Source organism: Aliiroseovarius sp. CAU 1755 (assembly GCF_054482655.1).
Genome location: NZ_JBTLRH010000001.1, coordinates 1,133,303 through 1,147,510, shown reverse-complemented (window position 1 = coordinate 1,147,510; position 14,208 = coordinate 1,133,303). Strand labels below are relative to the sequence as shown.

Sequence of the window (14,208 nt, the reverse complement as noted above, 5' to 3'; positions counted from 1 at the left end):
TGACCAATCCGTGAACTTCAGCTACGCCCCCACAATTCCGAACTGTCTTCCACACAAGCGCGCCGTTCTGCGCGCCAAGGATGGAGAGACAAAATGGACTGGTCATGGGAAGTTTGGACTGGTGTCGGCATCGCGATTTTCGTGGTGCTGATGTTGCTCGCCTGGCGTTTTGAGGAAGAGCAAAAGACGACATACGGCTCTGCAATGTGGTGCCGGGTTTGGGATGTGTTTCGCTCACGCCTTTTCCGGCGCGGCGGGCTTTATGTCGGGGATTGGATCGGCAGGCTCGGCGTCTATTACAAAGGCGCGCACGCAATCACCTTTGGCGTGACCGGATCGGGCAAAGGCACGAGTGCGATCCTGCCGAACCTGCTGCATAAGCGCTTTCTATTTGTCGTCGATCCGGGCGGGGAAAACACGGCGATTGCTTCCAAGGCTTGGCGCAAGGCGGGTATGGAGATGCGCTGCATCAACCCGTTTGCGATGTTCACCGGCAAGCCGTGGAACCTGCCGACTGACGGGTTCAATCCACTTGATCTGCTTGATCCGGCAAGCCCAGCTTTTGCAGCCGACGCGCAGCTCTTTGCTGAGATGCTCACCCCGCGTGCTGGCAAGGAAGACGGCAACACGAGCTACTTCAAGGATGCCGCGACCAGCGCGAAGCGCGCGATGATTGTCCATATCAAAACGGCGGAACCGGAAGCGCGCCAGAATATCGGCACGCTCTATGAATATGCCTATGCGGATACGGATGGCTGGGAAGCATTGCTTGCAGCGATGAAAGCGAACCCTGCCTGCGGACAGCTTGCGGCACGCGAAGCCAACAAACTGGAACGGATCGAGGCGCAGGCCCAGGAAGAGTTCTCTGCGGTCATGTCCACGATTCAGCAGGACCTTGCCTTCCTCGCAGACGAATTGGTGCGCGACACGCTGAGCCGCAGTGATGTGTCTTTTGACCTGCTCAAGGGCCGCAAAAATAAGAAAGGCGGTGCCATCAGTGTCGTCATGCCGCTCGAATATATCGAGAGCCACGCGGCGATCACGCGGCTTGCGATGGCCTGTGCGATCCTGGAACTGCAACGCATGCCCTACGCCAAGTCTCGCGTCACGTTCCTGATTGATGAGGCGGCAGCGCTCGGCAAGATCATTCGCCTGCCGAACTGGCTTGCGACGCTGCGCAAATACAATGTTGGTATCTGGACGATCTGGCAGAACATTGGGCAGGTCGCGGACCTTTACGGCGCGAACTGGCAGACGCTCGTTAGCAATTGCGGGTTAATGCAAATCCTCGGCGTCGGCGATCTGCAAACCGCGCAATATACGCAGGCACTGATGGGTCAATGTACGGTCGCAACCGCGTCCACCAATGCGCGCGGGGAACGCACCGTCTCGCAAACGGCACGCCCGCTGTTGATGGCAGAAGAACTGATGCGCACCAGCGGGCGTTATCAGATTGTGCTGCTGGGCAGGTTGTGGCCGATGGAGCTCAAGAAGACGCCGTACTGGAAGCAGCCCAGCCTGCGCGGGCGGTTTCATCCGAACCCGTACCGTGAAGGCCCAACGCGCGAACCAGGCAGCTTGGATGAATGGGCCGCAAACTGGGGCAGCATTTATTACATGCTGGTTTGGTGGATGGCACCGCATCCGCTGGCTGCCTGCATCATGGCTGCGCCCATCGTTCTGTGGCTGATGAAACTCTTCGGAGTGGGGGCATCGTAATGGATGCCCTCTTCATCATCTTCGTAACTTGGGTGCTATTCATGCTTTTCTTTGAGAGCATTTTTCAGCCGCTCCTTGAAGTACTGGCGATGCTGCTTTGGTTTGTCGCGCTCGTTCTGATGACCGCGACAACAAGCATTGCCCGCACTGGCGGGACGGTCCTGCTCCAACTGGTCAGTGGCAGCGGAAGAATCCTGTGGCATCTGATCAGCGCGCCGTTCCGCTCGTGGCGGCTGAGGCAATGGCAAGAACCGGAGCCAGAACCTGAACACTTGTGGCGCGGCCTCACGCGCTATGAAGTATCTTGCATCATCCTTGAGCTGGAACCCGGCACCTTTGATCGCGCCGCGCTCAAGGCCGCGTACCGAAAGATGATGCGCCGCGTGCATCCTGATCAGAGCGGCGATGCGGAAGATGCGAAAGTCGTGAACCGCGCCCATGAGATCATCTGCACCGCGCATGGCTGGCGCTGAGCGCGGTTCACTATGACCAGTCCGTGCTCACGCGCTGCGGGCCGGTCATCGCCATCTTGGTTTCCATCGAAGGACAACAAAGAGGGAGGCGATCATGCCAAGAGTATCGATTGATCTGAGCGCTGATGAGCTTACGTTCCTGCGCGATATGGCCGCGCTGGAAGGCTACCACGATGCCGAAGACTATCTGGATGAGCTGTTCTCGCAATTTCTGGCGGAAGAGCATTGCCGCTTTAACTATGGCGGCCCGCGCTGCTGGATCGAAAACGAGACGGAGCTCGGCGATGATGATCTCTTCGAGCGCATCAGCGAAGAGCTCTATCTCGATCCGGGTGGCGGTGTTCGCCATGAGGACGAGATCAGTCCGCGCGGTAGTGACATGGATGACGGCTTCCCCTTTTGAAGGAAGCCGTCATCACGAAGGAAGGGATGGGAGAGCGCCTAAGCGGCGCTCTCTTCTTCTTCGATCATCTTGGGATCAAATTCCCGCAGAACGACACGGCCTGCTGCGACGGGAACCAGATCGAGCTGGAGCGTAAAGCCGCGCTCGTCTTTGTGGTCCCAAGCGGCCCCGATGCGGGTCCAGGGAGCGTTCTCGCGGTCAGGAACATGATAGGCGATCAGGGCCGGTGCTTTTGCTTCCTGGGCTTTTTGTTTTTGGTTTGTGCGTTTCATAGGTCTTCTCCTTTTCAAGGTTTCTTCGTTTCAAGATGACCTGCACCGAACGTCAGGGCGGCAGAGGCGGCATGCACCGCGATAGCGGGGAACCGGCAACACGGGAGCGCAGCGAATGGAGCGGGCAGCCGGTTGCATGCCGCCGCGCCCTGCGTAAGCGTCATTGGTCGTTGAAACGAAACCTTGGGAAGAACGGATGAGACCGCGCGCACGAACCAACAGCAAGCCCGCAAAGCACATAGCGGCACGAAGTGCATAGCCTCTGGCAAAGACAGTGTTATGCCCCCTTTGCCCGCCTCTTAGAGCCGCGCAGGCCATTCAAAACACGGCTGAATCCATGCTATTGTCATGCCGTTGAGGCCATTCGTATTAAGGAGATTTGATGCCCAGTGAATTTGAAGAAATGAGAGAGCGCGTTCAGGCCGTCTTTGGCGCTCTCGATGAGTCAGTGCTGATCGTGCTGAAGGGCCATTTGCTGATCGAGGAAATGCTCGACGAGATCATCAGAACATTCGTCTTTCATCCTGACTACCTCGACGGCGCGCGTCTAAGCTTTTCGCAGAAGCTGCACATCGCCCGATCAATGTCTCTGGATGAGCATAGCAACGGAATGTGGGAAATCGCGCTTCGATTAAACAGCCTTAGAAACGAACTCGCTCATTCGTTGGAGTCTGATAAACGCGAGCGAAAAACCAAGGCCGTACTCGACGCGTATTTCGCAGAGGCAACCGAGGCCGAGCACGTCAAGCTAGTCCGCGATCAAGAGGAGTCTGTCCAGCTTGCCTTCGCCGCCAGTTACTTCATCGGATTTCTCGGGAGCTTCAAGGCCGAAGTGGTGCGCTTTCGAGAGGTGATCAACGGCCTAGACCAAATGATGAATCCTCACCGCCACAAATGAAAACTGACGGCATAGCGCCGCTACGCGCGCTTTCCTGTCTGGTGCATCAGAACAGGCTGTACTGCCGTGCTTCTTGCTCACGGATTTGCCAAGATATGGAGGATGCAGCCTCGTCAAGCGCCTGCTCGACATAGGCAAGTGCCCCGCCGCCTTCGATGACCTCCTGCTCCGGCACGAAATGCGAGCGATAGCCCGTTTCGGTGATAGGCAGCATGGCACGCGCCGGTTCGATGGATTCGATCTCGATATGCGCCATGTGAAATTCATCGGGCTGACCGCTATGAAGCTTGGTCCAGCTGCGGCAGTACCTGACCTCGATCAGCATGCCACGCCAGTCCAGCGTGTGACATTCGTAATGATGCATGATGCCCTCCTATGCTTTGATGTGACCGGCAGCCCGCGCCTCATCGGCATAGGCACACAGGGTTTTGTCTGCGGTGAAGTGAAGATCACGCTCGACCGGCAAGCCGAAACGGCCACGGACAGCTTCCAGTTCGCTGACGCTGACACTGCCGAGCTCAGGACAGCCCATGCCGAGATCACAGAGACCAAAGGCGATATCGGGACAATCGGGATCAAGCTCAGAGAGCAGCCAGGTACAGGCAGCATCCGGGGTGAAGAGCTTCACGACCGGCAACAGGTCCGGCTCATCAAGCCCCTGCTCCTGCCGTTCAAGTCGAAGCTGGCCATTGCGCAAGAGCTGCTCGTGGATGGATTTGGTGAAGAGTTTCATGGTTGTCTCCTGTTTGTTGTTTTCGAAAGGACGCGGGAGACACTCGGCGGGGGCATCAGGCGGGCCGGTCATGCCCAACACGGCCTCGCTGCAGCGAAGCAAAAGCGGGGTTGGTGCGGGCAGCGGCATTGACCGGTCGCCGCCCCCGCCGATACGCGTCCAGAACTTTCGAAAACGAACAGGAAGACTTCCCTGAGCCGTCTCGGACCAAAGCGCGAGGGATCGACGCCGGAAGGCCAAGACCGCGCAAGATTGAGCGCGGGCTCGGTACACGAGAGCCCGGTCCGGCAAGGCCGGACGCGCCAAAACACAAGGACATCTCTTGTTCAACCGGAAGATTAAGTGATAAAATTCAAGCTAATACGGTTGTCTGGATTTTCGGCAAATAGCCAAGGCTTCTGTATGTTTTCAACAAGAATAAAGAGAGGCCTGGCAGAGTAATGATTAGTTTCGAGATCGGCGGTCGCCGCGTCAAACCTGAGAATATTGCTGATGCGCTGGAAGCGGCAATGCTCGAAGCCATTGCAGGGCAGATAAGGGAAAAGATCGGCTCGATCCGTGATCCGCAGACCGGAGAATTTCCGACAATCGTCATGCGCGGAGACTCCCTGGATGATCTTTCCATGCATGTTGAAGGCTCACCGGCCCTTATTGAGGCCGTGCGATCCCGAATGGAAGATAATGAGATGCTGCAAGAGCAAATTGATGCTGGAGATACGACCATACCGAGTGTTTTCCTGTCCTACACCCATGAGAACATGGAACTTGCCCGCAATGTTGCGCAGACCCTGCAATCAAACGGCATAGATACCTGGTGGGACCAGTGGTGCATCAACGCTGGCGATAGCCTGCGTCAAAAGATCGACGAGGGTCTTGGTGAGTGCACTCATTTTCTGGTCTTGCTAACGCCTGAATCCATCAAAAAGCCCTGGGTCAATCAGGAAATGGACGCCGGATTGGTGCGCAGGCTCAATAGCAAATGCCGGTTTCTGCCGATACGCTATCAGCTTCCAGCATCAGAGCTGCCGCCTTTACTGTCCGGCATGCATGCACCCGAGATTGGCGATGACGGTGATATTTCCCAGCTGGTTGCAGATATTCACGGTGTTACCCGCAAACCGCCAATCGGACCCAAGCCGGAATCGTTCGCAGCAATAGATGAGACGCAGACCGGCTACTCACCAGCTGCCAACGCCGTTGCAAAGCTATTCGTGCAACAATCCAAACATGGCAAATTTGCAGACCCGCAGATCAGCGCCGAGGACATAGCGGAGCAAACAGGCCTAGGCCCTGAGGACACGCAAGACGCGCTGTTTGAGCTCTCGCCTTTCTTTAAAGACACATCGATCCACGTGCTCGTAAAGGGCACGCTGTATGCAGAATTTGATCGCTACTGGATGGACTGGGACACGAAAGATGATGCCCTGCGGCTCGCTGCAGACATCATGAATGATGAAGATTTTCCATCGGATTGCGGCGAAATAGCAGAGCACTATGGCTGGGACGCACGCCGGCTGAACCCTGTTGCCACATACCTGCACGAGCGCGATTTGATTATGGACTATAAGGTCATGGGCAACGGCGATTTTGACATGATGCGCATCGTTGGCAAAGAAGGTCCGCTCCGTCGCTTTGTGAAAAGCCGTCGGTAACAGCCCTAATATTTTGTATCGACAAGGAATCCGGTGCGCCCGCCGCACGGAAGTCCGCCGGGTGCTTTATGCTTGTTCAGTCGGCCATTCATGGTCTTGCGTTTGAACTTTTTGCCGCACATGCCGCACTGATATGTGTAAGTCGGTCCGGTGCCAAAGCTGCTCTGAGCCCTGCTCCTGGTACGCGGTATGCGCGCGGTTCGGGCACCGAAAAGCGAAGCGCCGCTTGCTGATCTGACACTATCCGAGCGCCGCTCGGTTGGCGGAATACTGACCGGCCCGCTTGGTGTCAGTTCGACTTCATAGCGTGGAACGAAGGTTTGGCTTGTGGCCTGCGCTCCCCGGATGCGATCAACCCGGTAGCTGCGATGACCGTTCTTCTTCACATCCCAGGCATGCAGGATGATATCATCATTGCTGGTACGCCGCAGCGAATATGGCTCGATCACGGGCGAACTGCGCTGGCCGCTCTCCTTCACATAATCAAGAGCAACGCAGAGCCGGTTGGCAGCGGCAAAACGAATGATTTCAAGATAGGTCTGGGCAGAGCTACCAACCGGAATCCGCAAAGTGCGCTCGCGAATAACGGTGTCGCCGCTCGCGAGCCGGTAAGCAGCAGGGGCCGGTGCAATCGTGCCGCCAAGAAGCCAGTCGAAGAATGCGGGAAGCGCTTCCCAGAAGGTTTCGACGGGGGGCAAGGACGGTAGCTGGTGATCCAGCATGTGCCCCCACGCCCCTTCAACATCGCCGCGATGCGGATCGAGATCGGTTAGCTTCGGTACTGCAATGCCCTTGAATTCGCATTTCTGCCGCAGGACATCGAGCAACACTGAGGCTGCGGGCCGCGCCTCGGTGTTGCGGAACAAATTGATGACATCATAGAGATCACGCGGTCTGGTACGTTCGGCAAGCGCCCTGACTTTTTCGCCGAAGGCTTCTTCGTAGGCGTAAGAGCGCACCATGATGCCGCCTGCGGGCGCATCGCTATAGGGGTGAAAAATCGGCACTTCGACCGGCGCGAGCACAAGGCGCTCATCGGCGGTCAAATCGAGCTTGATACGCGGCGGTGAGCGCGGCGAGACCGGGCCGCGATAGCTCAGCTTGCCCTGGCAGCTTGGATTGCCGCGCGGATTGGTGAGCATGTCGAACTTTTGTGAATCCGCCGGAAACTCCAGACCGCTCTGCTCGTAAATCCACTCGGAGATTTCCCCAAAGACGCGCTGCAAGAACGCCTCATCGAGATGGGATTCATCCCGCAGCGTAAAATCCAAATCTTCTGAAAACCGGTAGGTTTCAAAGAAGCATTTCTTGAGGCAGGTCCCGCCTTTGAATACCCAGGATTCAGATAGCTCTGGGTGCGCGTAGATTCCGGCAAGCGCCCAACCAAGGGCATAGTCTTTTTCCACCACATGCGGGGTGAGGCCTTGTGTACTGGCAAGGCTGAGGATTTCGCGCTTATCAATCATGCCGCCCGTCCTTTACCCAGCTATCGGGCACGCGCAAGCGCCAGCGCGTGATAAGACGCGGGCAATCTAATGACGTGTCTAGCTTGGCATGACCTTTGGTGAGATGCTTGCGGGCTTCGCGCGCAATCTGGCCGCCCTTCGCATGACGCTCAGCCAAAAATCCAAGTCGCTTGAAAATCGCGCCATTGCCATGGCGCAGCGCATAGTCGATCAAAAGATGGAGGCTGCAATCAGGCCGCTGCAGGTAACGATCAAAGCACTCAGAGACGTGCTGAATGCCCCCGCCAACTGAGGGATCATCGAGCATATCGATGATTGTGCGGTGAACATCAGACACGGCAATGCGGGTCTGGCCGCGCCAGACCGTTTTTGTCCCGAAGATAAGCTCATCCTTGATATGTTTGAGCGTGAAGACAGCACCCTGCCGCTCGACTGTCCGGCTGGCAACTGAGCGCGCCGTGAACACAAGAACATCACGAAATATCTGCTCGGTAAGGTCCCAATGCTCGGCAGCGGTCCGGCCCCCGATGTAACAAGGCTCAAATAGCGTTGGTACGAGAACCCAAGGGTCCTGCAAGACCTGCTGCGCATCCAGAAGATCAAGCTGGACGGGCACATATGCCCCGCTCCCAACCCGCCGCAACCAGCCTTGGGAGGTCCACCGGGACAACAATTTGGCAGCCTGCTTGCGGTCAATATCAAGAGCCTGCACAGCATCTTCAATGCGCACGACATCCCCTGAAGCCTGAATGACTGCAGTGAGGCGGGCGCGCCCGCGAGCCAGTGATGTTCTCGAATCGTTCATACTACATCATGATATCACTAATTCGCAATTATTGCGAATTTTCACTATCACAGTATATTATCAAGCCAGTATACCAGGAGACTGATAGTTCGCAATTTTTGGGAATTTATGATCTTTCTGTGTATCGCTGCGCCGCCCGCAGGGCGGCGCAGAATGCTGCCAATCACGCAGCTTTCAGGTCACGATCCTGCAGGCTATGCAGATAATCGGCAGCCCGCTGCGCATGCGCAGCTGCGCTAAAGATCGCGCGTTTGTCGCCTTTCAAGACCTTGAGCCAGGAACTGATATAGGCGGCATGATCATCGCGATCTTCGAGCGTCAGCCCGAGATCGGCACAAAGGAACGCTGCACCCAGCTCGGCCACGAGCTCTTCACGGGCATAGCCATCATCACCGAAGGTTTTCCGACCGAATGACCGATCAAGCCGGTCTTCATGCCGCGTCCAATGGATGCTTTCATGCGCCAGCGTTGCATAGTAGCGCTGCGCATCGGTGAAACCCTCAAAGGCAGGCATCTGGATATGATCCGTATCGATCCGGTAATAGGCAGAATTGCCACCGGTCTCGACACGGGCACCGGTTGCAGCAAAGAATGCTTCGGCACGTTCATCCCGCTCGTCGGGATTCTCAGAGCCCGAGGCGATAGCGTAGTAGTGCGCAGGCAGTCCTTCGATCTGATCGACATTGAAGACGGTGTAGCCTTTCATGAAGGGGATGGTGCGATCCACATCATCGCCGGAAACCTCATCGGTCTCTGTCTTGACGATGGTGTTGGCATAGACGACAGGCGAGCCCTTTTCACCTTTACGGACATGACCGCCAAGTTCGCGGGCCTGTTTGAAAGTCATCCAGATCGGGGCGGCAAATCTGCGTTCCATCACAGATGCCCAGAGCGTCAGGACGTTGATCCCGGAATAGCCTTCGCCGTTGAAGCGCAACGGGCGCGAGACCGGTCCTGCGGCATGAGCGGCGTTCCAGGGCTGTGTCCAGGGTTTCACGCCAGATTCCAGGGCACCGATGATCTGATCGGTGATGCGGCTGTAGATATCCTGCCGTGGTGTTTTGGTCGTAGTCATGATGTTCTCCTTTCGCTGTAAGTCCTTGAGGACGCAAAAGAAGAAGGCCGGTGGCACCAGCCGGACGGTCACCGCCAAAAGGCGGAGCACGGGCAACACGGGAATGAAATGAACGGAGCGGGCAGCCCGTTGACCGGTCGGCGCAACCGGCCAGACAAAGCGTCAAACCTCAAGGACGAAAGCGATAAGGAGCACAAATCAGACCGAACAGCTAAGTCGGCACATCGAATACCAGCACAGACAAGATCATCTCTCGATTAGGATCATCGCGATGGCCAATGACATAGCGGAATGCGGTTTCTGAAGTTTGGCCCATATCGCGTTTGAAAGATGCGTGTGCGGCGACCGTTTCGGGGATCGCCTCCAAGACACCAGTGAGGTTTTTGTTGCGATTGAATATGATGATCGCAAGTTTGGTGTCTCGCCAGGTGGCATACCCGAGAATCTGATCAATCGTCTCAGTCAAGACTTTAGGACCGCCCCAATACTTGCATTCGGCGATAAAAATGTTGCGTCCATCTGCCCGGATTAAAATGTCCGTTTTGCCTTCATAGTTGAAGGTTTCGCCAGTAGCCTGACCCTCATAGTGGCCGTTCAATTGAACGAGAAAATGTGATCGAAGGGCTTCTTCGTCTATGGACAAGAAGGCCGATGGGCTCCGTTCCATGACCTGCACCATGTTGTTTATGACAGAGAGTATGTGCTCGTAATCCTCACCAGTCAGGACGGGTTCGGGCTTATAGGGAACTGTACTCGCAGCAGGCATCTTGGGCTGAATACTTCGCCGGACTTCAGGTGCAGAATAGGTTCTGGATGCGTCCGCGCGCGTCTTCATTGGGAAACCAAGAGAGGCGACTAAGCTCTGATCTCCTAACAACTTTTTGCGGCGATATTCGATCTGCTCGTTAGCAAGACGAGGCAATTCGTTATTGAGTCCCTCGGCATTGCCACGAAGTGTTTCAAGATAAGAGCTGATCGATTGAATTTGTCGGTCGATTGATTGGCGCAAGCGTTCTGGTTCTAAGTTAGTTCCGTGAAAGCTGATCAGAAGATGGTCTCTGTTCACACGACCCCGTGGTGGCATTGAGGTGTAGGTTGTCGGCTGAACCTTGAACAATTCCGCATCACCAGAGAAGGGTATCGTCACATCAACTGCCGTGGCGGCAACTGTGAAAGGCCGTGAGCGATCAGAAATGAATCTGTTTTGATCCCTACTTACATCCATCTGCACCTCGCGTTGATCGACGTGAATCCCCTCTTCATCAAGGATGGGCGGATCAACACGATACTTCTCGGTAAAATAGTCTGCCAAGTCACCGACCGCAGTATTCAAAAGGCGATTACCGTCCATTCCGGCAATTTCCCCGTTCATACGGTCCTTTTGGTTCTGCTGAACACTGTGCCAGTCCACATCGTTAAACAAGGCATCACCAATGGGATAGTCACTCATGTCGATTTCCGTAGCTTGAGACGCGCCTGTTGCGGGTCATAGATGTATTCAGTGATCGTACCATCCTTAATTTTTTCGACGGCTTCATTAATTGCGGATAGCGGTACAAGAAACCACTCGCGCGGCACGACGGGATTGCCGAAACGATCTTTGATCTCGATATCGAGCCGCGCCGGATTAAAGATGCGGTGGATAAGGTTTTCCAGTTTGGAACGATTGATGTTGAAAAGCTCGTAGGTTGCCACGACTTCGACATTTGCCATTAAAAAAGTTGGCTGAAGGTGTGCGCCAGCTATGCGTTGCTCCACCTTCGCATTTGTGACGCCAATCTTGTGAACAAGATTGCGGTTTTCGGCAACCAGCGGCAGCTCTGACTTGCTGCGCAGGACATAGATGGTTCCGGTGGCTTGGTCTTCCTCGCCGCGCTCCCCTGAAAACAACGGCCCGGCAACGGGATCAGTGATCCGCCTGCCAGCATCATCCTTATTCAAGGAGCGTTGCAGCGAACGCATCAGCATGTTGCTTTCAGTGCCATTATCAAAGATCACGCGTAAACGCGCATCGGTGCGGCCCTGATCGTTTGTGAATATTTCGTCCATTTCGGCGACGTAAGCCTTCTGCCCGCCGACAATAAACCATGCGCCGGGTTTTATTTCTGCCTTGAGCTCGAACGTACGGGTTTCGCGTTCGCCCGCCTCGATCTCATTCTGCACAGTTTCGAAGAGCGGCTTGAAGCGATCAAAATCTTCACAGCGCTGGCGATTGGCGATTTCCTCGGCGGCGCGCTTTTCTGCACTCGGACGGACGTGCCGGAGTTCGGTGATATCCGGGGCTTCGGCTTCCACGCCCAGTTCAGCAAGAAGTGCATCATCATCCATGTCATCGGAGATAGCAGGGCCGTTTTCAGCCCCGCCGCCTGCTAGCAATCCTTGATGATCAAGTGGCTCCGCCAACGACCGGCATTCGGCCAGCTCACCCATCCGGTCCAGCCGAACGGCATAGAGCCGCTCGAAGATATCGCGATCTTCACCATGCTGCGGCGCACGGCCATGCTCTTCTGCGAAGCGCTGGATTTCTTCAAAACCGGCAATGATGCGCTCTTCGCGCGGCGTGCGTGCCGCAACCTTCTTGGCTTCGACTTCAACACCGAGCTCGGCAAGGAGTTCGTCATCTTCTTCTGTGAACTTCTTAGCCATTGGCAGCCTCGGCTTTCATGCGGGCAAGATAGGCTACGCCTTCCGCCATGCGCTTTTCCCAGGCATCAGGCGAGGTGATATCTGGCAGCCGCCCGCGCTCTTGCTTGAACTTGAGCGCCCGCTTGGCAAGGTCACGGGCGTCTTCCGGTGAAAGCTGAACCTTCTTGGCGGAGATGACGGCGGCGACTTGTTTGAGGCTTTCTTCGCTCATCGTCTTGGCGAGAATTGCATAGGCTTCACTGAATGGATTGATCCGGTCGATCAGGTCGATATCGAGTTCGCGCACATCCATTGCGAACTTGCGCACCCCGTCAATCAGGGCCGTGTTTCCCGAAACGGTCTCATCGCTGTCATTGCCAAGGGCAACTTCTTTTGCCTTCTGGGTGAGGTTCAATGCGGCGATGGCATGTTGGCGCACGGCCTCATGGTCTTCATTATCGAGTTCGGGGAACTTGGCCTGAATGATCTTGCCCATGCGCACTTGGGTCAGTTCTTCTGGAAGCGTTTCGCCGCCCGCATGTTCTCCATCAAAAAGACCACGTTCGAGCGTTTGCTTATCCTGGACGAAGGCAGTGATCACCTCGTTCAGGTCTTCCTGACAGATGCGTTCAGCCTCCTTGCTCTTTGGTTCGGCAAGGCCTTTGATCTCAATCTGGAACTGGCCGCTTTCTTCGCTGAACCCCACATTGCACTGATTGGGATCATACCCGCCTTCACCATAATCAAAGCCCTCAACCGGGCCGCTTTGCTGTGTCTTTGGCGTGAAGTTAAAGCGGGGTGCGAGAACTTGCTCCATGAGAAGGCTGGCCGCGATGGCCTTGAGCGTATCATTCACGGCTTCAGTGACCGCTTCTTCGGATGCGTCCGGTTCGGCGATCAAGTTAGTGAAACGCGCACGGCTCTTACCCTCGGCATCGCGAGTGGCGCGCCCGATGATTTGCACAATTTCGGTCAGGCTGGCGCGGTAGCCGACTGTGAGCGCATGCTCGCACCAAATCCAGTCAAAGCCTTCCTTGGCCATACCTAGGGCAATGATGATGTCCACATGGTCGCGGTCGTTCTTGTGGGCCGGGTCCTTCAGGGCCGCAGAGACCTTGTCACGTTTTGCTGCTTCATCATCGACCAGATCGGCAATCTTCAAAACCTGTCCTTCTGGCGTCATCACTAGCTGAAAGCCGGTTTTAGGATCGGTGCCCTGCCAGTCTCCCAGGGCATCAATGATGTGCTCAACTTCGCGGTGCTTGTCCTTCGTGCTTTCGCGCGAGTTGACGTTCGGGATGTGCACGATTGTCTTCTCTGTCGGATCAAGCACTTCCAGGATGTCATCGGCATAGGAGCCGGAGTAGAAGAAATATCCGATATCCAGTGATTTCAGATATTTGTAGCCATTGAGCTGCTCATAGTAGGTGTAGGTGATCGTATCAAACTTGGCTTCGTTCTCGGGCAACAAGATCGGCACCGCATCACCGCGAAAATAGCTTCCGGTCATGGCGACGACATGAACGCGGTCGCGGGCGATGAATTCATTGAGCTGCGTTCCGAGGATGCTGTCCTCGCTTGCAGAAACGTGGTGGAATTCGTCCACCGCAATCAGCCGATCATCGAATGCGTCAACACCGAGTTTCTCGACGGCAAAGCGGAAAGTGGCATGGGTACAAACAAGAATTTGATCATCGCTTTCAAGAAACGCCCCGACCGACTTCACCTTGCCGCCGTCCGTGCCCGGTGAGTTACATAGGTTCCATTTTGGTTGAACCGTCCAATCCGCCCAGAAACCGAACTTGCTCAGCGGCTCATCAGCGAAACTCGAACCAATCGACTTTTCCGGCACAACCACAATCGCCTGCTTGAGTCCCTGATTGGCCAGTTTGTCGAGAGCGATGAACATCAGCGCGCGGCTTTTACCCGAGGCGGGCGGCGACTTGATCAGAAGGTACTGCTCGCCCCGTTTCTCATAGGCGCGCTCCTGCATCGCTCGCATGCCGAGCTCGTTGGATTTCGTCGAGCCGCCATTCTGAGCGTAGGTCACGGAGACGGAGGGAACGGTTTTAATACGGGTCATCGGG

General features: G+C 55.8%; 14 protein-coding genes. 5 read left to right on the top strand and 9 right to left on the bottom strand.

Translation table 11 applies throughout. The annotated features are described in order from the left end of the window. The first annotated feature begins 93 nt into the window (after window positions 1–93). From ACXYMP_RS05725 to ACXYMP_RS05715, 3 genes are all read left to right on the top strand, one after another. Entirely contained in the window at window positions 94–1,719 is a 1,626-nt protein-coding gene (locus ACXYMP_RS05725) for a type IV secretory system conjugative DNA transfer family protein (protein ID WP_458904890.1), read from the top strand. After that, window positions 1,719–2,192, top strand: a complete 474-nt coding sequence (locus tag ACXYMP_RS05720; RefSeq protein WP_458904888.1) for a J domain-containing protein — start codon at window positions 1,719–1,721, stop codon at window positions 2,190–2,192. Before ACXYMP_RS05725 ends, ACXYMP_RS05720 begins: the two co-directional genes overlap by 1 nt. A 94-nt stretch (window positions 2,193–2,286) precedes the next feature. Continuing rightward, window positions 2,287–2,595 (top strand): hypothetical protein, encoded by a 309-nt coding sequence (locus tag ACXYMP_RS05715; protein ID WP_458904886.1) that lies wholly within the window; start codon window positions 2,287–2,289, stop codon window positions 2,593–2,595. A 38-nt stretch (window positions 2,596–2,633) separates the two neighbouring features. Here the strand turns inward: ACXYMP_RS05715 and ACXYMP_RS05710 are convergent, their stop codons facing one another. Further along, the gene (locus ACXYMP_RS05710) at window positions 2,634–2,867 is read right to left on the bottom strand and encodes a hypothetical protein (protein ID WP_458904884.1); all 234 of its coding nucleotides are present in this window, start codon (window positions 2,865–2,867) and stop codon (window positions 2,634–2,636) included. Window positions 2,868–3,249: 382 nt separating this feature from the next. Between ACXYMP_RS05710 and ACXYMP_RS05705 the strand changes: the two genes are divergently transcribed. After that, on the top strand, window positions 3,250–3,765 hold the full coding sequence (locus ACXYMP_RS05705) for a hypothetical protein (protein WP_458904882.1): 516 nt from the start codon (window positions 3,250–3,252) through the stop codon (window positions 3,763–3,765). Window positions 3,766–3,811: 46 nt separating this feature from the next. On the opposite strand, the gene ACXYMP_RS05700 is transcribed toward ACXYMP_RS05705, so the two are convergent. Further along, a complete protein-coding gene (locus ACXYMP_RS05700) occupies window positions 3,812–4,129 on the bottom strand; it encodes a hypothetical protein (protein ID WP_458904880.1) in 318 nt (105 codons plus the stop codon). Between the two features lie 9 nt (window positions 4,130–4,138). Continuing rightward, entirely contained in the window at window positions 4,139–4,498 is a 360-nt protein-coding gene (locus ACXYMP_RS05695) for a DUF2958 domain-containing protein (RefSeq protein WP_458904878.1), read from the bottom strand. A gap of 440 nt (window positions 4,499–4,938) precedes the next feature. On the opposite strand from ACXYMP_RS05695, the gene ACXYMP_RS05690 reads away from it, so the two are divergent. Further along, window positions 4,939–6,150, top strand: a complete 1,212-nt coding sequence (locus ACXYMP_RS05690; RefSeq protein WP_458904876.1) for a toll/interleukin-1 receptor domain-containing protein — start codon at window positions 4,939–4,941, stop codon at window positions 6,148–6,150. A 5-nt stretch (window positions 6,151–6,155) separates the two neighbouring features. Here ACXYMP_RS05690 and ACXYMP_RS05685 read toward each other — a convergent pair whose 3' ends face one another. From ACXYMP_RS05685 to ACXYMP_RS05660, 6 genes are all read right to left on the bottom strand, one after another. Next, window positions 6,156–7,616 carry a nucleotidyl transferase AbiEii/AbiGii toxin family protein gene (locus tag ACXYMP_RS05685; RefSeq protein WP_458904874.1) on the bottom strand — a complete coding sequence of 487 codons (1,461 nt, stop codon included), beginning with the start codon at window positions 7,614–7,616 and terminating at the stop codon, window positions 6,156–6,158. Next, window positions 7,609–8,421: a type IV toxin-antitoxin system AbiEi family antitoxin domain-containing protein gene (locus ACXYMP_RS05680; RefSeq protein WP_458904872.1), complete on the bottom strand. Its 813-nt coding sequence runs from the start codon at window positions 8,419–8,421 to the stop codon at window positions 7,609–7,611. Before ACXYMP_RS05680 ends, ACXYMP_RS05685 begins: the two co-directional genes overlap by 8 nt. Before the next feature lie 163 nt (window positions 8,422–8,584). Further along, complete coding sequence (locus ACXYMP_RS05675; protein WP_458904870.1) at window positions 8,585–9,496, bottom strand: ArdC family protein; 912 nt, start codon at window positions 9,494–9,496, stop codon at window positions 8,585–8,587. 211 nt (window positions 9,497–9,707) lie between these two features. After that, the gene (locus ACXYMP_RS05670; RefSeq protein WP_458904868.1) at window positions 9,708–10,946 is read right to left on the bottom strand and encodes a hypothetical protein; all 1,239 of its coding nucleotides are present in this window, start codon (window positions 10,944–10,946) and stop codon (window positions 9,708–9,710) included. Beyond that, window positions 10,943–12,142, bottom strand: coding sequence for a GIY-YIG nuclease family protein (locus ACXYMP_RS05665; protein ID WP_458904866.1), 1,200 nt, complete (start codon window positions 12,140–12,142; stop codon window positions 10,943–10,945). The genes ACXYMP_RS05670 and ACXYMP_RS05665 overlap by 4 nt, the downstream gene beginning before the upstream one ends. Next, the gene (locus ACXYMP_RS05660) at window positions 12,135–14,204 is read right to left on the bottom strand and encodes a DEAD/DEAH box helicase (RefSeq protein WP_458904864.1); all 2,070 of its coding nucleotides are present in this window, start codon (window positions 14,202–14,204) and stop codon (window positions 12,135–12,137) included. The genes ACXYMP_RS05665 and ACXYMP_RS05660 overlap by 8 nt, the downstream gene beginning before the upstream one ends. Between the last annotated feature and the right edge of the window lie 4 nt (window positions 14,205–14,208).